Source organism: Cobetia sp. SIMBA_158, from assembly GCF_046566945.1.
Taxonomy (GTDB): Bacteria; Pseudomonadota; Gammaproteobacteria; order Pseudomonadales; family Halomonadaceae; genus Cobetia; species Cobetia amphilecti.
On record NZ_JAWJYL010000002.1, the window covers coordinates 325,693 to 347,439 of the forward strand.

Genomic DNA, 21,747 nt, shown 5'->3' on the forward strand with positions numbered 1-21,747 from the left:
CATGAGTACGCTTCGCCAAGTGGACAGGGGCCGATAAAACCAGGTACCTGAGGGCCCAAGCGCATGCCTAACGGATGCGCTATCGCTTCATGAATCGCAGACGAATGCCTGCCGCCATGCTCAGTCAGGCCTGCCCAAGCCTAAACGCCCCCCCCCCGATGACTGATACGCCAATGTATCCCAGTTTCCCTTTCGCGTAGCCCACGCCTCCTGCCCCCAGCCTAGCTTCACTCACAGGCTTCTTGCTCCCCCTCACCATGCCATGATTGATACCTCCTCTGCTTGGTGGTGCGGCCAGTCACCTGGCCTTAACGGTCCAATGAGTCATCCCCCATCGGCCCGTTCGTCTTGCCACACAAGAACGGCACGACCGACGCTCCCTCAGAGACTGCGCAATATCGACGAGCATTCGAGCGACCATGATCGCCTCGTTCAAAGTCGCGCAGGCGTCTAGCCTCCTCCGCCTGCGCCGGGTGATGCGTCCCCGATGGCGCCGAGTCGGGGGCAGCTCTAGCGACACTCCCCCGACTTTAGTCACAGGGTTATTGCTCCGGACGACCCGCTAACATATATTTTATACAATCGACAAAACAACAACACAGGGCAGACATCATGGGCTCGGTAAACCGCACACACGCGGCCGTCACAGCGGGTGACGACATCACGATCGTCGGAGCAGGGATTATCGGCGTGGCCTGCGCCTTGTCACTGGCTCGCAAGGGGAAGAAAGTGACAGTCATTGACCGCCAGCTCCCCGGGTATGGCGCTTCCTGGGGGAATGCCGGTCACATGGCCACCGAGCAAGTCTTCCCGATTGCGGATGCCAGCCTACTGAAAAAAATTCCGGGCATGCTGACAGACCCCATGGGGCCCCTGCGTCTGGATTGGCGACACCTTCCCCGCGCAACCCCCTGGTTCACCCGCCTCTTGTTCAACCTGCGCGCGAGCCCTTACGCCCAGAGCGTAACGGCATTGCGGGTCCTCAATGAATCCAGTCTGAGGGCCTGGCGCGCATTGCTCTCGTCCATCGGGGCGCAGGACCTTCTCAAGGACCATGGCTCGTTCCTGATCCATGAGCATGCCAGCACCCGCCGTGATCTCATGGCCGTCCACGCCCGAATGGCCGCGCAGGGCGTGACCGTCGACCTATGGGAAGGCGCAGCGATCCGTCAACAATTGCCCGCCCTTTCCTCCCGGATACAAGGCGGCTTGTGCTTCCCGGAGACGGGCCATGTCGTCAATCCGTTCACGGTAACCGAGGCGCTCGTTCGCGCAGCGCGGCACACAGGTGTCGAATTTCAGACGCAGGAAATCGTCGGAGGCAAACTGACCTCCAGCGGCGTGGCATTGCGCACGCATGATGCGCAAACGCTGGAAGCGTCCCGGGTACTAATCGCCTGTGGCGCGCATTCCGCCGCACTGACCAAGGCCCTGACGGGCGTCAACGTCCCGCTGGATACCGAACGCGGCTATCACCTGATGCTGCCGAGAGAAGCGGACCGCCTTCCCAGCGCCGTCACATCACTCGAGCGCCGCTTCATCATGACGCCCATGCAAGATGGACTTCGCCTGGCAGGCACCGTCGAATTTGCCGGACTGAAACGACCGCCTAACATGCAACGCGCCTGGCAACTTCACAAGTTGACCGAAGGATTGTTCGAGACTCCCCTCGACACCACGAACGCCACGCCATGGATGGGCTTCCGACCGTCACTGCCAGATTCGCTCCCGATTATTGACCAAGTACACAACGGCAGAGTGCTTCTGGCCTTCGGTCATCATCACCTGGGTTTGACGCAAGCCGCGATCACCGCAGAGATGGTCGCCCACCTCGCCAGCACGCGTCAGCCTTCCCTCGCAAGTGCCCTCCCCGAGATGACGCCCTATCGGCTCACTCGCTTTTAATCGCAATAACGACAACAACGCAAAGGAGAGATCATGTCTACCACTACGGGCCCAATACGGCTGCCAACCCTCAGTGAGGTGCTGGCCGTGATGGTCGGATTCATTGCCATCATGTTCCTGAGCATCAATGTGCTCCACCTTCCCATCCAACTGGCACTCTTTGCCTCATGGTTTCTGGTCATGGCGCTGGGGCTTAGGCTCAAGGTCAGTTATGCCAGCATGCAGGAAGGCCTCATCAATGGCATTCATAACGGCATGGAGGCCGTACTGGTCTTGACCACGGTCGGGGCACTGATCGGGACATGGATCGCCGGGGGGATTGTGCCCAGCATCATCTATTACGGGCTAACGGTCATGAATCCGCAGATATTCCTGTTTGCGGCCTTCGTGATCTGCGCACTCACCTCGCTGGCCACCGGCACCTCCTTCGGGACAGTCGGGACAGCCGGGGTGGCCATGATAGGGATCGGCCACAGCTTTGGCATACCGCTGCCGCTTGTCGCCGGTGCGGTGATCTCAGGGGCCTATGTCGGTGATAAGATGTCGCCGTTGTCCGATACCACCGTCATGACCGCCTCACTGTGCAAAGTCAGCCTGATCGACCACATTCGCTCGATGATGCTCGTCAGCGCACCCGCGATCGTCATTGCCTCGATCATGTTTCTCATCGTGGGCTTCTTTTATGTGAATGGCGACGTCGATACCTCACGCGCCACCCTCGCCATGCAAGCCCTGGAAGAGCACTTCACGATCAGCCCCTGGTTGCTCTTGCCTGCCGTGGTCATCATCGCGCTGCTGACGCGTAGCTACCCGGCGATTCCAGTCATTACCTTTGGCGCACTCCTGGGGAGCGTCTGTGCCTGGTGGGTGCAAGGGATCAGCCCGGTTGAGGCGATTCAGATCGCCTATGTCGGTAACGCGATGCATTCGGATGTCGAGTTTCTCAACACCCTGCTCAATCGAGGGGGCATTGAATCCATGCTGGGAGTCGTCGTGTTGATTCTCTTCGCACTGGGGCTGGGCGGATTGATGGAGCGTATCGGAATTCTCAAAGCCATCAGTGAAGGCTTCCTACGCTGGGCCAGCACTCCTGGGCGCCTGACGCTCTCTACCATGCTGGGGGGCTTCTTCGGTAACTTCTTCGGCGGAGCAGCCTACGTCTCGTTGATTACCGCCAGCACGATTACCGAGAAAAATTACGATGACCAGGGCATCGACCGGCGTGTCCTGTCACGCAATGCCGAAGCTGGGGGGACTGTCACGACCCCGATGGTGCCCTGGACGGATGGCGGGGTCTTCATGGCGACCACGCTTGGTGTCTCCACACTGTCGTATTTGCCCTTCCTCTGGTATCACATGCTGGTCTTGGCCATCACCTTGTTGTACGGCTACGCCAACATCGCAGTATGGCGCACGACGCCTGGCGCCAATAGCTCCACGCCCCCTGCCGTGATGCCCGCGCCGCAAGCGGCAAGTTGACGCCACTCCCGCCTCTCGCATGTCCTGGCCAGCCTCCTTGAGGCTGGCCTTTTTGACGGCCATCCGCGCCGCGCCTCCCTGACCGCCGGCGGCATTGCGCCTGCCTCGGCGCTCCTCGACCGCTCACGTCTACATCACGGCCCTTATTGAAGGTGAGTCGGGGATTCAAGCGCTTGCGCACTACCGTGCAGCCGCATTTCCTTCGTCAATGCACGACAATGCCCCGACCTGGCGACAGGACGGGGCATTGTCGTAGTGAGTGGGTCACATCAGGTGTACTCACCCGCTCTGACGGGCTACTGACCGCCAGCGTTAGCGCCGAAAGACCACGCTCAGATTGTTCGCCGGCATCTCGACCACCTTGTCGAGGGTCAGGCCGTTGCGCTCCGCCTCCTCGATGACCGCCTCCAGATCACGCACGCCCCATAACGGGTTGCGGCTCTTGAGCTGCACATCAAAGCCTTCGTTGCTCGGCGCCGTGTGCTGCCCTCCCCGCTTGTAGGGACCGTAGAGATACAGCACGCCGTCCTTCGGGAGACGTCGACCGGCCTGCAACATCAGCTCGGACGTGACTCGCCATGGTGATATATGGATCAGATTGATCGCCACCAGCGCATCGCAGGCCACCTCAGGCCACTCGGCCTGCACATCCAGCGTGATCGGCACCTTCAGGTTGGGCAGTGCGGCTTCGGCGCGCCAATCCGCGATGGATTCCAAGGCACGCGGGCTGGCATCACTGGGTTGCCATTCGAGATGAAGCAATCCGTGAGCGAAATGCACCGCATGCTCGCCGCTACCACTGGCGAGTTCCAGCACCTGACGCCGCTGTGCCAGCACATCCCGCAGGACATCAAGAATCACGTCACGATTGCGGGCGACCGCTGGGCTCGCGAGACGCTGACTGTGCGCTACCTCGGCATCCTGCTGCGATGATCGCGACGTCGCGCTTGGCAAGTCATCGGGTAACTCGGGGGTGGCCATGCAGCACTCCTTTCAACAGGGCAAATGACTCAGAACGAAAAGATGGCTAGATCATAACAAAGCGCCGCACCCCTGAGGGGTGCGGCGCTTGAGCAAACAGTGATTGGATCAGGCGATTTCGGTCAAGCTGTTTGAGTCAGGCCATTACAGACGACTCCGCTAGCGGGCACGCGCCACCGTCGAACGCGCACGCCAGAAATCCAGTACCCGCAGCGGGTCGCCCACTTCATGGGCCTTGTGTTGCGCGTTGTGCGCCATGGCACGCGTCGCATCACGGTCGCCCAGCAGGCGCTCAAGGGCGGCTGTCCATTCTGCCGAGTCATCCCCCACCAACAGGCCATCGACGCCGTCCTCGATCAGATCGACATAGGGCGCCCGGCGACTGTAGATGCCCACCCCGCCCATGCGGGTGATATCGAGAAATCGCAGCCAGGAGGCGGCACGGTTGTCGGAGTTTTCCATCAAGGGCGCCAGACCGATGGCGATCCGACGCCGCGAGCAATAATCCTGAAAGGCCTCCCAGCTGACGGCCTCCATCGTCTTGAGGCGGGGAATATCGCTGAGCGCCAGCGGCAGATGGCGGCCCATCATAAGTTCCACCTCACTGTCCGAATGCCGCGTCTGGATATCGCGCAGCACTGGGGCCAGCGTGAGGATGTCCACACGATGCGCCAGAGTGCCGTGAAAGCCGATGCACCAGTCGCTCTGCTCGAGATGATGCAGATCCGGCAGCATGCCGGTCAACGGCGGCGTCAACAGGCTGACTTTGGGATGCAGACTCGCCAGAGCGGCCTCCAGCTGCTCGCTGACCACGACGACCTCATCCGCCAGCGCGAACAATCGCTGCTGCAATTGAGCCGCTTCAGCCTCAGAGCCTGCTTCAGGGGTGGAGGTATCTTGCTCCGATGGCAGCAACTCAGGCGAATACAGATGATCGACGAGGTAGCAGATACGACCGTGCTGCTCACGATGTGCTTCCAGCATCTCGATCCATTCCCGCCCCAGGCTACGCGCGATCAGCAGGCAAGCGCCGGTAAGGCGCGCTTGGGCAAGCTTGGGAGAGAACTTCCAGCGGCGGGTTTCAAAACGCTCGACACGTGTGCCTTCCTTGCGCAACGCGGCCATGGCAGGCAGGAAGAAGTAGATATCTTCCAGCGCCTGGGCTTCATCACTGAGTACGATCCAACGAGGAGTGGTCGGGAAGGCGGTCATGTCAGTCTCCTTTACTCGAGGCATTCATGGTCCCGGCACGTTCGGCGTCACCGCCAAACAAGCGCGAGCGAGAGCACACACTGACTCTGGGACGCTTACTTTGAGCTTAATGATTTCTGGGCATCACACCACTCAAATTTTGCTGATGTGTAGCGGATGTAATCAACGTGTTACCTGCGTTGGACGCCAAATCGCCGCTGGCAGCGCCCTATTGGACGGTCCAAGTCCAGAAACGACAAGGCCCGCAGGGTAAGCTGCGGGCCTTGTGGGTTGATGAATCCGATGTCGAATCGGGTCAATTGCCTTGCGTGAAGCTGACTCTCATCACGCCACGCGTATCAGTTCATGGCGGTCTTCACCGAGCGCCGTGGCGCGGCGCACATCCTCCAGTCGCTTGAGCAGGTACTGGCCATAGCCAGTCTTGCTGAGACGCTGGCCGAGCGCGAACATCTCATCGTCATCGATCCAGCCATTGCCCCAGGCGATCTCTTCCAGGCAAGCGATCTTGAGTCCCTGACGATGCTCGATGGTCTGCACGTACTGCCCCGCCTCCAGCAGGCTGTCATGCGTGCCGGTATCCAGCCAGGCGAAGCCACGCCCCAAGCGCTCGACATGTAGGTCGCCCCGCTCCAGATAGGCATTGTTGATGCAGGTGATTTCCAGCTCCCCCCGAGAGGAAGGCTTGACGCGCTTGGCGATCTCCACGACATCGTTGTCGTAGAAATAAAGGCCGGTCACCGCAAAGGGCGAACGAGGATGGGCAGGCTTTTCTTCGATGGAAAGCGCCTTGCCCTGCTCGTCGAACTCCACCACGCCAAAGCGCTCCGGATCCTGCACCAGATACCCGAAGACCGTCGCCCCCGTGGCGCGGGACGCGGCGTGCTGGAGCTGACCCGTGAAGTTGGGGCCATGGAAGATGTTATCCCCCAGCACCAGGCAGACATCATCATCACCGATGAAGTCCTCGGCGATCAGGAAAGCCTGAGCCAGCCCATCAGGGCTAGGCTGCACGGCATATTCAAAGCGAACGCCATATTGCTCGCCACTGCCCAGCAGCTGCTGATACTGCGGCAAGTCCTCAGGCGTCGAGATGATCATGATGTCCTGGATGCCGGCCAACATCAGGACCGAGGCGGGATAGAAGATCATCGGCTTGTCGTAGATAGGCAGCAACTGCTTTGAAACGCCTAACGTGATCGGGTGCAAGCGAGTGCCGGAGCCCCCCGCGAGAATGATGCCTTTCCGTGCCATGTTACGCTCCCTGTCCCTGCTGAATTTCCGCTGTCGTCGCGGATCAGTCAGTGCCTACGCTCCCTGACCCAGTGAACTGACAAGCTCACCGGGCTCCCTGACGCAGCATCTGATTCAGCTCATAGCGTAAACAGCAAGAAGGCCGCCTGCAGCATGGTTTTCGCCGCAAGATTGCGCATTTTATTGCTATTTATACTGCTTATCAAAATATCACTAAATCAATATATACAGCTCAGAGCTGGGCAAGGCAGGAGCATGATGAGACTCATGCCAAGTCACCTCAGGCAGTTGAGTCACTTCACCTCCTGCGCGTTGCCCGGATCAGATCTCGGCTCCCAGACGCTCTCCCTGGTAGCGGCCATCACGAATCCGCTGCCACCACTCAGGATTATCCAGATACCACTGAACCGTCTTGCGCAGGCCCGACTCGAAGGTCTCCCGCGGCCGCCACCCCAGATCACGCGCTATCTTGTCGGCATCAATGGCATAACGCAGATCGTGCCCGGGCCTGTCGGTCACGAAGGTGATCAGATCACTGTAGTGCGCAAGGCCTTGAGGCTTTTGCGGTACCAAGGCTTCCAACGTCTCACAGATCAGGCGAACCACGTCGATATTGCGCTGCTCGTTATGCCCGCCGATGTTGTAGCTCTCCCCCAACGGCGCCTCACACGCCACCTTGATCAAGGCACGCGCGTGGTCCTCGACATACAGCCAATCGCGCACCTGGTGGCCATTGCCATACACCGGCAGTGGCTTGCCCGCCAGGGCATTGAGGATGGTCAAAGGGATCAGCTTCTCGGGGAAGTGATAGGGGCCATAATTGTTCGAGCAGTTGGTCATCACTGTCGGTAGACCGAAGGTTCGCTGCCAGGCTCTTACCAGGTGGTCCGACCCCGCCTTGCTGGCCGAATAGGGCGAACTCGGCGCGTAGGGTGTCTGCTCCGTGAAGCCGGGGTCATCCTCAGCAAGATCACCAAACACCTCATCGGTCGAGATGTGATGGAAGCGGAACGTCTCAGCCTTGGCAGGATTCACCAATGCCAATTGCTTCCAGTAACGGCGTGACGCCTCCAGTAACCGGCAGGTGCCCATGACGTTGGTTTCGATGAAGGCCTCCGGCCCATCGATGGAGCGATCGACATGGCTCTCGGCGGCAAGGTGCATGACGATATCCGGCTGATGCACACTGAAGATTCGTGCCAGTGCCTCAGCATCACAGATATCCGCATGCTCGAAGACATAGCGCGGATGATCACTGACGGACTCCAGCGAATCCAGATTGCCCGCATAGGTCAGCTTGTCCAGGTTGACCACTTCATGAGACGTCGAATCGATCAGCTCGCGCACCACGGCAGAGCCGATGAACCCGGCTCCACCGGTAATCAGGAACTTCATGCTTCACCTCAGCCACGCACTCGGCGCAGAAAGAAAATTGAGAGTGCAGAGAATCAAGGGTCAGAGTCATGGGGCTGCCACACAACGTCCCCAGGCTCGTCCCTTGTTGTCTCTCAGATGATACGCCACCGCCCCGCCCGCCCTTGGCCGATTAGCGTGCAGTATCACAGCTGAAATTCCTCGCCCGAATGGCATACCCACATAATGAGAACCAACTTATATAGAGAGCCAGATGACTCCGTCTCCAGTATGACAGGCACAAAAAAGCCCCGAACGCGTAGCGAACGGGGCTTTTCACTCTCTCGTCCATCATGAGAGAGGCCTGGCTTGCAAGGTGGCTAAAGGATGAGCCTCAGGGCTTGATGACACGCAAAATCTGACGGCAGCAATAAAGCTCACTGACTCCTGGCGCTGTCACAACGCCCTGTCACAAGGCTCTGTCACATGAGCCCGGGTCAAAGATCCCCGTTGTCAGCAGGCACGAACCAGGAAGCCTTCTCACCTCGCGCGGCGGCCTTGCGATCATCACGCTGCCGCTCCGCTTCCAGCACACGATATTGGAGACGATTGATCCACTCGAAGCCAAATCCCGGCAAGGGGGAAAAGGGAGTCGTGCGACTCATCCCCCACAGTGCAAAGCGTGTACTGCCCTGCTCTGCTTCACCACGCCCATGCATGCCATAGGTATTGGCGATCAACAGTGTGTTGGCCTTGACGGCAAAGTGCTTGACCTCGCCTAGACCAAATCGCTCGAGATCCCCTTCATCCACACGGAAAGACCCACGCTGCGTGTATCGATTGGGGTGGTCGCGTGCAATCAGGCTCATGTGTCTTTCCCACGACAGACGCGCTGACGACATGCGCGTGGAGCCCGGGACAAACATGAAAGGCCCTTGTGCAGGTGTCACATCCTGAAGATACAGCCAGAACTTCATGGTGGGCTGGAAGGTATCCACATGCAGGGACTTCTGGGGGTCGCGCTCATGGCTTTCCAGCACGCCATTGTGAATACGCTCCAGATGCATGATGGGCTGTCGCGCATGTCCACTGCAGTAACGCATCAGGCGCCGGAATCGCTTGTCACGCATCAAGGCCTGCATTTCCGGCAAGGCTGCGACATTGTCCGGCGCCATCACACGACGACGGGTCAAGGTATCTGCCTGGCGGCACTGACGAATCTCGCCACGTGCCCCCTCAGCCTCCCTGACCAGCCGCTCATACTGCTCCGCAGGCAGAAAATCCTCCAGCAGCAGATAGCCATTCTGCTGAAAGGCCTGACGCTGTTCCCGTGGCACCCCATAGGCAAACCAGGCCTGACGTACACGCATCATCCAACGCGCGGCGCGCAAGCGCACAAGATGAAGCCCGCGACGGTTCAGCCCGGGGTTCCCCAGCACAGGATTGGCCACAAAGGACTTGGCACCTGTCAGTACCGCAAGGCCGGCAGACAATGTCTTGAGATGGCTCGACATGAAAAGGCCTCTTTACATCTCGTGAGTGCTTCTCCACTCCTGCGTCTGCGAATGACACAGGAGCCGGAAGAATCCTTCTACAATCGCTTGGTGGCAAGAGCTGGTACTGGCGGCTTATGACTGGACACGTCCGAATCAAAAACGCCGTACTGACGCAGAAAATCAAAGCTTTATATGCCTCAAAAATTTTCGATTTCACCCCAGTCTTCGGCAGCCAAAATTACCGCAGAACGTTTAGAAAGAAGATGTCTGACAACTTCTGTTACACTTTCAACGCTTGGTGAAAGTCGTAAAAATCACGAATGTTGCAAATAGGACGGTGCATGCATCAGACCATCCATGAGCAAAAACTGTTATAAGGCCGCTCAATCCTGCTGGCAATGCGCTACAAAGTCCGGTTTAGGCAGTTTTCATGCATTACTCTCGTCTGGGGCTTCCCCCCGCCGCCAGGCAGAACTTCAAGAAACCGCCCAAGGGTGCCCCCATTTGGACCGAGCCTTTGATGCCAGTGTCGGCAAGATCCGAGCTCGGGTTGCAGCGCCTGCCCACCACGTGCCAGATGGCACCCAAGACAGATGAGCCGGCGCTCGTCGCTCCGACACTCCCTCAATACCACCTTGAACAAGCCCATGCCCTCGGCCAAGCGAAAGGCCACCTCGCAACGCCAGGCCAACAACCGCACCAAACCTCAGACTTTCAAAACATCCTCTTTGACGGGTGAATTCTTTTTCAAGTCAACTGCTACTTCTTTACCGACAACACTATCAAGAAATTTTGGGGACATCCCGTAGCCCGGCCTTACACTCTTCACAGCATCCGCGGTAACCACCTCCCCAGCCTTCAGATCCTTGACGAAATATAGGGAGCGACGGAATTGAGCGTTCCCTTGCTCGCTTGACTTACGGCCATAGTCGATTTTTCCGAGTGCCTGCCAAGCAGTCTTGGTATCGCGACAAAGTGCGGCAAGCTCTGCCGGTTCAAGCGAGAAGCTGTCATCAGGGCCACCTCCGTCGCGGTCCAGGGTAAAGTGCTTCTCGATCAGGCTGGCACCCAGCGCCACACTAGTGATGGCGGTTGTATTGTCGATGGTATGGTCAGAGAGTCCAGTTACCAGGCCAAAGCGCTCGATCATGTCAGGGATAGTACGCAGATTGTAGTCTTCAGGTGGTGCCGGGTAACCGCTGACGCACTGCAGGATGGCCAATTGCTCACATCCGGCACCGCGGGCGGCGTCAACAGCCTCCTGGATCTCTTCGGCGTCGGCCATCCCGGTGGAGATGATCATCGGCTTGCCTGTCTTGGCCACATACTCGATCAACGGAAGATCTACGGCCTCGAAGGAGGCAATCTTGTAGGCCGGCGCGCCGAGTTCTTCAAGAAGATCCACAGCCGTGGTGTCGAAGGGCGAACTGAAGATGGTGATGCCCAGCTTGCGGGCGTGTTCGAAGAGCGGCTGGTGCCACTCCCAAGGCATATGCGCTTCTTCATAGAGTTCGTAGAGGGTACGTCCATCCCATAACCCCCCTTTGATCTTGAAGTCCTCACTGTCACAGTCGAGCGTGATGGTGTCAGGGCGGTAGGTCTGCAGCTTGATGGCATCTGCACCGGCCTTGGCGGCTTCCTCAATGATACGCATGGCCGTTTCCAACTTGCCGTTATGGTTGGCAGAGAGCTCAGCGATGATATAGGGAGGCTGATCGGCCGCGATACGACGGCCAGCGATTTCAATAGGGGGTAGCATCATGAGACGTCAGGCTCCTTGAAGTGCTTGCCATTCGCTGCGGAGTAAACCGAAGCCAATGACGTCGTGATAAATGTGACCATCAAAGTGATGGTCACGGAGATGAGCTTCACGGATGAAGCCCAGCCGCTCGTGAAATTTGAGTGAACGCACATTGCCGGCAAGCGCTTCACCACACAGCTTGTACAGCCCTAACTCTCCGAAGGCATGCGCTAGTGCGGCTCGTCCTAGCGCTTGGCCGCTGCCTCGCGGCGCCTGGGGAGCGAGATAGAAACCCCATATCGCACGCTGAGCCTCAACATCCTCAAGCTGAATGTTGACAAAGCCGAATGGCCGTCCTTCCGTTTCGGCCAGCAGCAAATGGCGATGTGGCTCTTGTTGGGAACGATGAAACCAGGCGCGATGCTCGGCCTCGACGATTTCATGCTGGGTATACATGAAACGACGTACCTCGGGATGGTTGCGCCATTGGCGCACCTGAGCGAGATCTGCTTCCTCAAGAGGGCGCAAGATAGTAGCCGACGGTGTCATACAGATACGTCCTCCTGCAGTATGGTATGGCAGAGAGTCATCACCCCCTCACCTGATGTCAGCTGAGCGGCGGCGTGGCTCATTGCCTGCAGGGGATGGGGCACTTGGAGGGCGGAAAGATGGTGGCACAGCCTATCGGCAAGCTGTTCCGGCCTGCCCAGACAGATCGCCGCCCCGGCTGCATCCAACGCTCGGGCAATGCCCTCCTGGTTCTCGGCCAGTATGAGCATCAGTGTGGGTAGGCCCAAGCAACAGCGCTCCCAGGAAGTGCTGCCTGCGGCGCCGATGGCGAGATCCGCTTCGGCCATGCGCCGAGCCATATCCGACACGCTGACCACCACCTCGGTGGGCCACGGCAATTCAGCAGCCGAGGTCTTGACGTCATCCAACCAAGGGGCCGTGGGGCCCATCACCACGGTGATCTCGAGTTCATCGGGAAGATGGCAAGCCTTGAGAGTGTCGAGCACCCGACCAGTAGCATTATCCTTGTCGACGCCGCCCAAGCTTATCAGCAAACGTTTGAGCCGCGGTTGCTGGCGTCGGCGAGCCTGGCTATTCCCCCGCATTTCGGCAAACTCCGATCGCAAGAGAGCAAACCGGGGGCCGGCCAGCACCTGGCAAGCTGCTGGCACCAGACCAATATAATCCTCGGCCGCACGACCCTGATTCTGATCGAGCAACACATCAGCGTGATGATGGCGGTCGGCCAAATCGTCAATGACCAGCAGCCGGGTAACGGGATTCGCCTTGGCTTCCGCCAGTACGGTCGATTCCCAGCGGGCATCAAGAGCGTAATGATCCACTACCAGCCAGTCCGGGGCCAATTGCATTATCAGGGGAAGACAGACCTCGGCGTCATGCTCCCAGGTAGTACCCAGCCAATGGGCATGATCGGGCTGGGTATCATCCACCTGTACGGCGCCTACCTGACTCACACCGGGCAAGCGATGAGCAGTAAAACCCTGCGCCTCGATCACCGAGATCAGGTGGCCCTGATGCTCACAACAGAGGAAGTGACAGTCGGCGCCCTGCGTCCTGAGGGCATCGGCAAGAGTCAGGCAGCGCATCACATGCCCAGTACCGATCTCGATCGAAGCATCGGCGCGAAAAACCACTACAGGGGCGGCTGCCTGATTCCCTTCAGCACTCATACTTGATCCTCTGGCCTCTTGGAGAGTTCAGCCTGCCAGGTTCGGAACAGCCACTCGGCACGCTGCCAATCTTCCGGCGTATCGATATCCTGCACGCGATGACGAGGGAGCTTCACCGGCACTGTACGCTGGCTGAAGATCGACATCCCGGCCAACCACGCTTCAGCCCTGCCCCAGTAGAACTGTCCGGCATCGTGCCACGCTTCCTCGAGGTCCTGCGAGCGGGTGGTGAAGTGCTCTGGCTGGAACATCTCCACGCGCCCTTCGTCCGTCAGACGAAGGGCGCGCTGAATGGGGAAGGCGTAGCTCGTCACCGAAAAGGCGTAGTCCACGTCTCCGCCCTGCAGCGCCGAGAAACCTGACTTCAGATCTTCTGCCTGCACAAAGGGCGCAGTAGCGTAGAGGCAGCACACTGCTTGCGGTGCTTCGCCCTGAGACTGAAGCCAGTCGATAGCGTGAGCGATGACCGGCACGGTGCCTGTATAGTCGTCAGCGAGTTGAGCCGGACGCCGAAAGGGTGCTTCGGCGCCAAGCGCAATAGCCATGGCGGCTATCTCATCATCATCGGTGGAGACAAGGACTCTGTCGAAGCAGCCGCTTGCCAAGGCCGCCTCAATCGACCAGGCGATCATGGGCTTGCCGCCAAACTCGCGAATGTTCTTGCGCGGGATGCGTTTACTGCCACCCCGAGCAGGAATGACCGCAATGGCCTGCAATTCTGTCGGCTCTGTCATGGGGCCTCCAAGGCTCGTGCCAAGGCCGTCACCACCTCGTCCTGCTGGACATCGGTCATGTTGGGATAGAGCGGCAGGCTGATCGCTTCGGCGTAGTAGGCTTCAGAGGCGGGGAAGTCGCCCTGCCGGAAGCCCAGTTGCTGGTAATAGGGCTGGGTGTGAACCGGAATGTAATGCAGGTTCACACCGATACCCTGCTCGCGCAGCGCCTCGAACACCTGGCGATGCGTCACATTGATCTGACCAAGCTCAAGGCGAATCACGTAGAGGTGGCGCCCGGAATAAGCATCCGGGTGCTGCCAAGGCGTGATCACGGGCAACGCGACTAACCGGTCATCATAACGAGCAGCGATCTCATTGCGCCGTGATACGTAGCTATCCAGGCGCTCAAGCTGGGAGAGCCCCAAGGCCGCCTGCAACTCGGTCATGCGGTAGTTGAAGCCCAGGTCGACCTGCTGGTAATACCAAGGCCCGTCGGCCTCGTGGGTCATTAGCGACGGGGCGCGGGTCACGCCGTGGCTGCGCAACAACTCCATACGACTGGCCAGGGCATCATCATTGGTCAGCGCCATGCCGCCCTCGGCAGTAGTAATGATCTTCACCGGGTGGAAGCTAAAGACGGTGATATCACTGTAGCGACCACTGCCGATGTAGTCGCCCTGATACTTGCCGCCGATGGCGTGCGAGGCATCCTCGATAATCCGAAAGCCGTAGCGCTGACCCAGGGCATGAATGGCCTGCATGTCGCAAGGCTGGCCGCAAAGGTGTACCACCACCAGCACCTTGGGAAGCCTTCCCGCATGCTCGGCCTGCTTGAGCTTGGCCTCCAGTGCCGTAGGGCACAGATTGTAAGTGCGGGGATCGATATCCACGAAGTCGACCCCCGCGCCGCAGTACAGGCCACAATTGGCGGAGGCCACAAAGGTGATCGGCGAGGTCCACAACCAATCACCCTCACCCAGCCCCAGCGCCAGACAAGCGATATGCAGTGCCGAAGTGGCACTGTTGACCGCCAGGGCGTGGCGCGCGCCAACCTGATCGGCCACCGCGCTCTCGAAGCGCGGTACCATCGGGCCCTGGGTCAGGAAGTCCGACTGCAGCACAGCAAGCACGGCATCAATGTCGGCCTGCTGAATATCCTGGCGTCCGTAGGGAATCATCAGATGGCTCCGATCTTGTCCCAGTTGGTATCAATCCATGCATCAAGCTCATCGTCACTCATCCAGTCTGCATTGTTATCACTGGAATAGACGAACCCCTCCGGCACCTTCTTGCCGTCCTTGATGCGGTTGGCATCCTGGTCCCAGCTATTGATCGCGGGCAGAATCTTGAAGTGCTCGGGGTACTCATAGGTGTAGTAAGCATCCTCGGCGCCAATCATCTGCTCGTGGAGCTTCTCGCCGGGTCGAATGCCAACGACCTCCTGCCGGGCTTCCGGTGCGACGACGCGGCCCAGGTCGGTAACTTTCATGGAAGGGATTTTCTTGACGTAGATCTCGCCCCCCTCCATATCCTCGAAGGCGTGCCACACCAACTCAACCCCTTGTTCAAGGGAAATCATGAAGCGGGTCATGCGATTGTCGGTGATCGGCAGCACACCCTTGTCGCGGATCGACATGAAGAACGGAATCACCGAACCGCGCGATCCCATTACGTTGCCATAACGCACGACCGCAAAGCGGGTATCATGGCCCCCGGCATAGGAATTGCCGGCGACGAAGAGCTTGTCGGAGGTCAGCTTGGTGGCGCCATACAGATTGATCGGGCTACTGGCCTTGTCAGTAGACAGCGCCACTACCTTCTTGACACCCTTGTCGATGCAAGCATCAATCAAGTTCATGGCGCCCTGGACATTTGTCTTGACGCACTCGAAGGGATTGTACTCGGCAGTAGGTACGATCTTGGTGGCCGCCGCATGCACCACATAATCGACACCATCCAGCGCCCGATAGATGCGATCCCGATCACGCACATCACCAATGAAGAATCGTACGCGGGAATCGCCAGCGAACTTCTTGGCCATCTCCCACTGCTTCATCTCGTCGCGCGAGTAAATGATCACTTTTTTGGGGTTGTACTTTTCGAGCACCATAGGCACGAACATATGCCCAAATGAACCAGTGCCACCAGTCACTAAAATAGTAGAGTTTTTCATCAAATCATCCTTAATTACAGTTCTCAAACTTCTCGACAATTCTGTCCGCTACAAGTTTCATTTTTTCATCACCATTCGTCAGAAACTCTTCTACCTTATCCCACCTCCACTTTGGAATACCAACCCTGTCATTTGTTAACTGACGCAACGAATATTGATTAACAATAGAAATTTCATCTGTTCCTAGGTAGCTCATTAAAAAAGCCGCCCTCTTTCTCAGCTCCGAACTGGGCTTAGGATAATCACTTGACAAAACAAACCTTTCATAATCCTCACGAGACTGAGGATAATTCAATTCTATTGGATAGTCATGCTTCCCAAAGTAAGAAGCCATCATAACTGGTACCCCTTGAGCACACAACTCTAGAGCACTAGATCCATTATAAAGCAACGCAAGATCAAGGAAAGGGGCCAAAGCATGGCCATTAATATCTTTATGGCCCAGAACAATAGTATTCTTAGGCACCACACATTTTATTAGATCTTCAAAGCTCTCGACCAAATCTAGAGCTATTTCAGGACGCAATTCATGTGGATGCGGCTTTACGAGCAAAATAATATCATCTGACATACTGGCTGTAGCTACAGTATGAGTTATCCAATCGGACATATCAGCATGTGCTGCGCCTCCATCGTAAGGAACATTTAAATCAACTGGAACCTTCCCGAAAGCGCAAATTATTCTCTTTCCTTCGCCTTTCTTCTTCTCCAAAAATTCTATCAACTTCTTTTCCTTTATATCAGAAGTTGAACCAACCCTATTAACATTAATCAAACTATTGGCATAATCAACATAATCAATATTGCTTTTATTTTTTTCGTACCAAGAATTGAATTTATCTTCCCTTGCCATAAACGGAGCGCGCACATTAGGATACAAGGTCATATCGGTTACGCACATAGTATTAGCAAATTTACTCCCAAGATTAGAGAAATATGCTTCATAAGCCACGTTGCAATTTATAAAACTCAATTTCGGATGATCTTTAAATCTAGCATAATCCCTGAAGACACTAAAGGGTGCGACATGGCTATTCCCTGAGACAAAAGCTACGGGAATGCCTTTTTTAACCACATTATCAAATATTTTTTCACATAGCCATAAACACGTGTCCGACCTAATCAAATAATTTTCAAAGTCAGAATAAACAGAGGGGACATTGATATCAACAAAGAAACGCCTGCATGAAGTTGAAAGCCTTTCATAAAATCCTTGGTAGAAATTAATTCCTTTTGCAGAAACAGTTTTTTGCTCCCAATCAATATACCAATCGTTTTTTCTCTCTGAATAAGACAAGTCAAGAGGAATTGAGCCGGCAAACTCATCAATATAATCAATGCCTGTCGACTGATGCACCGTCATACCTGAACATAGGTTAACAACCGCATAACCTTTTTTCTTCAACTGAAGCAAACTTGGGATCATCATAGCCAAGGTATTGAAACAGGTCTGGGAGGTCAGAAATATCACACCTTTTGGTAACCTCGGCTGAGGAATAGAGTTGAGTATATCACTCGACTCTTGACAAAATTTTATTTTTTCAGCATCTAACTCTACACTTACTTTCTTTGAAAGTGTAGCTGGACGCCTTGCCAATGTTTGATATATTTCTTTTGATGTCTCAAAGAAACCTCTTTCCCGCATCTGACGAGCGTAAAGAGCCATTATTTTTTCGTCATTTTTTACATTCTCTTCAAGGTTATGATAAAAATCAATAAACGAAACATCATCTTGACCATGCCTATAAAGTGACAGCATGTATAAAGCTCCAACAACTCCACCTTCAACCTTAAACAAAGGAGAGAAAAGCCTTGCAACATCAAGTAATCGCTTTTTCAAGAAGAAATTCCCAATGGCAAGAATATCTTTCTTTCTTAGATGAGAAAAACGATCTTTTTGTTCAGCCTGTTCTACTAAACGCATCCAAGATGTGGTTTTAGAAAATTTTAAAAACTCGCGACGAGCCTGCACATGATCACTTTGCACCATATGGAAAATAACTTTATTTAGCCAGGCGTCATCTGATCCTGAAAATTTCTCGTGTAGAAATTTCTCATAATTCCCCGCGGCTTTAGTTAATAAAGCATGACGAGTATTTGCGTCTCTCTCTGAGCGAGATGGCTTCTGAGCTAAAATGTGTGAAAAATGCTTATACACATTATGATTAAACTTCACACGGAAAAATCCAGAAATATAATCATCAAACGTATAATGGGGAATGTACTTAGTAACACTTTCTTTTTCAGACAATTTCTTCTGAGTCAAACAAATCAATCTTTCTGAGTCCTGATACTGAAGATTAGCTGAAAGACATTTTAAATAATCTCTGAGTAAACTTTGTGAGCCTTTGAAATAGCTTGCTTCTTTTAACAATTGGCTAGAGATATCGGGAATGATATCGAGAGAGCGCCCATTGGTCTGATAAAGAGAAACGGAAAGTGCATAAAAGAAGCTACTTATCAAAGAGAAATTCTTTGTGTGTACGCTAGATTCCTTACTTAAACCAGCTAGGCAAATATTAGTATAATAAACGAGAGAGTCATAGTTAGAAGTTCTAATTAACAAGTAACTAATTTGAGGATAGAACTTAAGCAACTCTTCTACTGAAGAGTGCTTAACAACCAACTCATGGATATTTGAAACATCACCCTCAGCAAAATTACCTGTCTCTACCAAATAGCTAAGAATTCGATAACTGCTCCCCAGGTGAGTTTTATACCCTTCAGCTTTTTTGAAGAGAGTATTATTCTGTAAGTTAAAGGTATTTTCATGCTTCAAAGCCTCAACTAAAAATTCCCCCGCAGTATACTCATAACTAACAAAAGTATCACTATAAATAGATATATAGCGGGGGTAAAGCAAATAAGAGGCAGCAAAAAGCTCAGTCAACAAAAGATTCCGTTTACGCCTTTTTACTTTAACTCTATCGTCTGTCAATCCCCAATTTGAGTAGAATGGTGCACCGAAAGTGGTAACTTTCAACCCATGAATTAGCGCTTCAAAGCCTGACAATGAAGTAATGGTATACACATGATCAGAAACATCGAATAGTTCATACAAACTTATCTCAGGAGAGACTATCGCACAAACATCTTTTAATTTATCAAGCTTAGTTTTCTGTTTTCGGATCCCAGACCAATAGTCGGGATGTGGCCTAAAGTATATATCCGCATCTGGAAAGTCCTTCCTAGCTTGCAAAACCAATGACACGTTATCTTTAATTCTAGACATGCCGCTCAACACTGAGGCATCATCTTCAACTTGCCCTATCACAAGAATAGAATAATTTCCTGTTCTTTCCAGCTTACCCTTTCCTTCATATGGCCTTGGATTATAATATTTTGTTAAGCGAGCATCTCGCATTAACTCCATACATCTTTCAGCTCTATTGAGCAATTCTGTATTACTAGAAAAATCATACTCATTAAGTATGCTTTCGAGATCCGAGGCCTGAGTAGCATCAAAGTATATTCCTTGCCAATCAATACATATTGAGCTTGGACGTGTATGTAAAAGCCCTGCACCTATCGACCTCAAAAAACCATCTTCAATAGACCCACACTTAACAGACTTACCTTTGTATTTATTAAGGTAACTTGCATAAAATACAAAACTTTTAGGTAACTTTTTCCCCCAGCCGATAAAAACGAATTCTTCATCATCGGAAAGATGATTTATAAAATTCTTTTTTACCCTAGAGAAAGAAGACTTCCCTTGAACAAAAGCAGTTCTATACTCAGGCAGATAGGCACTTATAATTTCTCGCTTCCAAGGGTTAAACCCATACAAAATAGCTATGGGAAGGTCACTCCCTTCCAACCAGTTACTTCCAACCAGCTCTACAGCTTCTCTTTTCCTTTTAACATTATCAAAAAACGCATGAAATGTTTTTACATACTTATAGATAAAACTGAGCGCGCTGAATTTCACAACAATCTCATCCTTTAGATATCGAATATAAATGACATAGCATAAGCTAAAAGGTTACTTACCCTTTACCAGGCTATCATGATATGATTTAAGAGCGTCGCCAATATCCTCAAACCATATTGCAGTTCCATTATGAATCATAATCCCGGATTGGCAGAGTTCTCTCAATATCCCCTCATTATGAGAAACGATGATCAAACTAGCCTTATTCACCTTATCTCGGAACGCATTTTTCGCTTTAGCTTTAAATGCTTTATCACCCACCGCCGTAGCTTCATCTGAGATATAAATATCAAAATCAAAAGCTAACGACAAACCAAACGCCAGACGTGCTTTCATGCCAGAGGAATAGGTTTTTATAGGCTCGTCAAAAGCAGGGCCGATATCGGCAAATTCTTCAACATAACGAATGATGCTATCGACATAATCTCCTCGACCATGCACGCGTGTCACAAACTTGACATTTTGACGCCCAGTCATACTGCCTTGAAAGCCACCACTAAGCCCTATTGGCCATGAAACTCGGCTATGCCGAATGACTTCGCCGCGTTCCGGTGTGTCCATGCCAGCGATTAAACGCAGCAGTGTGGACTTCCCAGCACCATTCCGGCCTACCAAGCCAACACTTATGCCTTTTGGGATTGTAAGATTAACATTCTTCAACACCCATTCATTACTATGATGGTTATGATAGCGCTTATAGAGGTTCTTTATTTCTATCATAGTTAATCACGATGCTCTTTGATCACCAACATTAGCATACTTGCAATAAATGCCAAAAGAATGGTAATCAAGGCGAATACCGTAATATTATATACCCTCTTTGGCTCCGTAGAATACTCTGGCATCAATGGGCTTTGTAGGATACTAACTTGTTTCAACTTACGTGCCGCCTCCAGCCTGGTACTTTCCAATGCGGCGATTGCACCAGAATAGGTTTCTTGCGCAAATTTCGCTTTCAATTCTAAAGATTGGTACTGAGAAGACACTTTATTCAAAGAATCCCCTGTTGCTTGGGCCAGCCTATCTCTTTGTTTCAAAATCTGCTCACGCATCGCCTCGACTTCAGAAGTAAGCCTTTTCATATCAGAGGAGCGTTCACTTTGGTAGCTTGCCAATGCTTTACGCTGCGCCTGTAGCTTCGCAAGCTGACCCTCTAGAGTTGCAACAACTTGATTGATACTCTCGACCGTGCTAGTGGGAGATATCAAGCCTTCTTTATTCTGAAACTTTAAAAGATCATCTCGAGTATGATTCAACCTTGCTTCTAGCCGGCTCATTTGCTTCTCAAGAAAATTGACCTGCTCATCTGCCAAACGACGCCCCATATCATTCATGTGAGCTTCGCCCTCATTGAGTAGTAACTGGGTCATTTGATGAGCAAACTCAGGCGTATAAGCCTGAACTTCCACGTTAAGCACACCAGCATAATCATCCATTTCAACACTGACACGCTTTAAATAATAATTATGTAGATCTTCAATAGGAGAATCTGCATCTCCCAGAGTGGAAAAAAAGTCTCCATGCTCACTATAGTGCCGCCGGAATCCTAATTTTTCATCAACCACCTTGAGCATATCAGTAGAAAGCAAATACTCTCTTAATAAAAGCAAATCTTTATCTGCCCCTCCTCCAGTTAATATTGAAGAGAAATTGATTTCTGTAGAAGTGATTTGAGGACTCTCCAAGACAACAGTTGCTTTGGAAACATAACGATCTGTTGCCCAGAAGCTCCAATAAAAGGTTGCAAGTAAAATAGCTAGTATCGCTACTGCCCAATGCGGCTGACGCTGAATAAAGGCTTTCATT

16 protein-coding genes are annotated in these 21,747 nt (G+C 53.6%); 2 read left to right on the plus strand and 14 right to left on the minus strand.

Features of this window, described 5'->3' with window-relative positions; all coding sequences use genetic code 11:
• Positions 1-576 precede the first annotated feature (576 nt).
• Both R2R70_RS05390 and nhaC read left to right on the plus strand, forming a co-directional pair.
• Complete coding sequence (locus R2R70_RS05390; protein ID WP_324692517.1) at positions 577-1,905, plus strand: FAD-dependent oxidoreductase; 1,329 nt, start codon at positions 577-579, stop codon at positions 1,903-1,905.
• Positions 1,906-1,938: 33 nt separating this feature from the next.
• Positions 1,939-3,384 carry a Na+/H+ antiporter NhaC gene (gene nhaC / locus R2R70_RS05395; protein WP_324689871.1) on the plus strand — a complete coding sequence of 482 codons (1,446 nt, stop codon included), beginning with the start codon at positions 1,939-1,941 and terminating at the stop codon, positions 3,382-3,384.
• Positions 3,385-3,696: 312 nt separating this feature from the next.
• On the opposite strand, the gene R2R70_RS05400 is transcribed toward nhaC, so the two are convergent.
• From R2R70_RS05400 to R2R70_RS05465, 14 genes are all read right to left on the minus strand, one after another.
• Entirely contained in the window at positions 3,697-4,365 is a 669-nt protein-coding gene (locus tag R2R70_RS05400) for a DUF938 domain-containing protein (RefSeq protein ID WP_410977483.1), read from the minus strand.
• Between the two features lie 159 nt (positions 4,366-4,524).
• Positions 4,525-5,577: a glycosyltransferase family 1 protein gene (locus R2R70_RS05405; protein ID WP_410977484.1), complete on the minus strand. Its 1,053-nt coding sequence runs from the start codon at positions 5,575-5,577 to the stop codon at positions 4,525-4,527.
• Positions 5,578-5,901: 324 nt separating this feature from the next.
• Positions 5,902-6,828, minus strand: a complete 927-nt coding sequence (gene rfbA, locus R2R70_RS05410; RefSeq protein WP_410977485.1) for a glucose-1-phosphate thymidylyltransferase RfbA — start codon at positions 6,826-6,828, stop codon at positions 5,902-5,904.
• A gap of 321 nt (positions 6,829-7,149) precedes the next feature.
• On the minus strand, positions 7,150-8,223 hold the full coding sequence (rfbB, locus tag R2R70_RS05415) for a dTDP-glucose 4,6-dehydratase (RefSeq protein WP_410977486.1): 1,074 nt from the start codon (positions 8,221-8,223) through the stop codon (positions 7,150-7,152).
• 455 nt (positions 8,224-8,678) lie between these two features.
• Positions 8,679-9,695, minus strand: a complete 1,017-nt coding sequence (locus tag R2R70_RS05420) for a phytanoyl-CoA dioxygenase family protein (RefSeq protein WP_410977487.1) — start codon at positions 9,693-9,695, stop codon at positions 8,679-8,681.
• 688 nt (positions 9,696-10,383) lie between these two features.
• Positions 10,384-11,439 carry a pseudaminic acid synthase gene (gene pseI / locus R2R70_RS05425; RefSeq protein ID WP_405279061.1) on the minus strand — a complete coding sequence of 352 codons (1,056 nt, stop codon included), beginning with the start codon at positions 11,437-11,439 and terminating at the stop codon, positions 10,384-10,386.
• Between the two features lie 6 nt (positions 11,440-11,445).
• Positions 11,446-11,967: a UDP-4-amino-4,6-dideoxy-N-acetyl-beta-L-altrosamine N-acetyltransferase gene (gene pseH / locus R2R70_RS05430; protein WP_405279058.1), complete on the minus strand. Its 522-nt coding sequence runs from the start codon at positions 11,965-11,967 to the stop codon at positions 11,446-11,448.
• The gene (gene pseG, locus R2R70_RS05435) at positions 11,964-13,118 is read right to left on the minus strand and encodes a UDP-2,4-diacetamido-2,4,6-trideoxy-beta-L-altropyranose hydrolase (protein ID WP_410977488.1); all 1,155 of its coding nucleotides are present in this window, start codon (positions 13,116-13,118) and stop codon (positions 11,964-11,966) included. The genes pseH and pseG overlap by 4 nt, the downstream gene beginning before the upstream one ends.
• Positions 13,115-13,852: a pseudaminic acid cytidylyltransferase gene (gene pseF / locus R2R70_RS05440; RefSeq protein ID WP_410977489.1), complete on the minus strand. Its 738-nt coding sequence runs from the start codon at positions 13,850-13,852 to the stop codon at positions 13,115-13,117. The genes pseG and pseF overlap by 4 nt, the downstream gene beginning before the upstream one ends.
• Positions 13,849-15,012, minus strand: a complete 1,164-nt coding sequence (gene pseC / locus R2R70_RS05445; RefSeq protein WP_410977490.1) for a UDP-4-amino-4,6-dideoxy-N-acetyl-beta-L-altrosamine transaminase — start codon at positions 15,010-15,012, stop codon at positions 13,849-13,851. Before pseC ends, pseF begins: the two co-directional genes overlap by 4 nt.
• Positions 15,012-16,010: a UDP-N-acetylglucosamine 4,6-dehydratase (inverting) gene (pseB, locus tag R2R70_RS05450; protein WP_410977491.1), complete on the minus strand. Its 999-nt coding sequence runs from the start codon at positions 16,008-16,010 to the stop codon at positions 15,012-15,014. Before pseB ends, pseC begins: the two co-directional genes overlap by 1 nt.
• Before the next feature lie 7 nt (positions 16,011-16,017).
• On the minus strand, positions 16,018-19,938 hold the full coding sequence (locus R2R70_RS05455; RefSeq protein ID WP_410977492.1) for a hypothetical protein: 3,921 nt from the start codon (positions 19,936-19,938) through the stop codon (positions 16,018-16,020).
• A gap of 54 nt (positions 19,939-19,992) precedes the next feature.
• Positions 19,993-20,661, minus strand: coding sequence for an ABC transporter ATP-binding protein (locus tag R2R70_RS05460; protein ID WP_410977493.1), 669 nt, complete (start codon positions 20,659-20,661; stop codon positions 19,993-19,995).
• 2 nt (positions 20,662-20,663) lie between these two features.
• On the minus strand, positions 20,664-21,746 hold the full coding sequence (locus tag R2R70_RS05465) for a chain-length determining protein (RefSeq protein ID WP_410977494.1): 1,083 nt from the start codon (positions 21,744-21,746) through the stop codon (positions 20,664-20,666).
• Between the last annotated feature and the right edge of the window lies 1 nt (position 21,747).

What these genes read in the sequence shown, in the direction of transcription:
- pseI (WP_405279061.1), bottom strand. Translation starts at nt 11,439, where the DNA reads ATGATGCTACCCCCTATTGAAATCGCTGGCCGTCGTATCGCGGCCGAT.
- R2R70_RS05460 (WP_410977493.1), bottom strand. Translation starts at nt 20,661, where the DNA reads ATGATAGAAATAAAGAACCTCTATAAGCGCTATCATAACCATCATAGT.
- rfbB (WP_410977486.1), bottom strand. Translation starts at nt 8,223, where the DNA reads ATGAAGTTCCTGATTACCGGTGGAGCCGGGTTCATCGGCTCTGCCGTG.
- R2R70_RS05420 (WP_410977487.1), bottom strand. Translation starts at nt 9,695, where the DNA reads ATGTCGAGCCATCTCAAGACATTGTCTGCCGGCCTTGCGGTACTGACA.
- pseG (WP_410977488.1), bottom strand. Translation starts at nt 13,118, where the DNA reads ATGAGTGCTGAAGGGAATCAGGCAGCCGCCCCTGTAGTGGTTTTTCGC.
- pseF (WP_410977489.1), bottom strand. Translation starts at nt 13,852, where the DNA reads ATGACAGAGCCGACAGAATTGCAGGCCATTGCGGTCATTCCTGCTCGG.
- nhaC (WP_324689871.1), top strand. Translation starts at nt 1,939, where the DNA reads ATGTCTACCACTACGGGCCCAATACGGCTGCCAACCCTCAGTGAGGTG.
- R2R70_RS05465 (WP_410977494.1), bottom strand. Translation starts at nt 21,746, where the DNA reads ATGAAAGCCTTTATTCAGCGTCAGCCGCATTGGGCAGTAGCGATACTA.
- R2R70_RS05405 (WP_410977484.1), bottom strand. Translation starts at nt 5,577, where the DNA reads ATGACCGCCTTCCCGACCACTCCTCGTTGGATCGTACTCAGTGATGAA.
- rfbA (WP_410977485.1), bottom strand. Translation starts at nt 6,828, where the DNA reads ATGGCACGGAAAGGCATCATTCTCGCGGGGGGCTCCGGCACTCGCTTG.
- pseC (WP_410977490.1), bottom strand. Translation starts at nt 15,012, where the DNA reads ATGATTCCCTACGGACGCCAGGATATTCAGCAGGCCGACATTGATGCC.
- R2R70_RS05400 (WP_410977483.1), bottom strand. Translation starts at nt 4,365, where the DNA reads ATGGCCACCCCCGAGTTACCCGATGACTTGCCAAGCGCGACGTCGCGA.
- pseH (WP_405279058.1), bottom strand. Translation starts at nt 11,967, where the DNA reads ATGACACCGTCGGCTACTATCTTGCGCCCTCTTGAGGAAGCAGATCTC.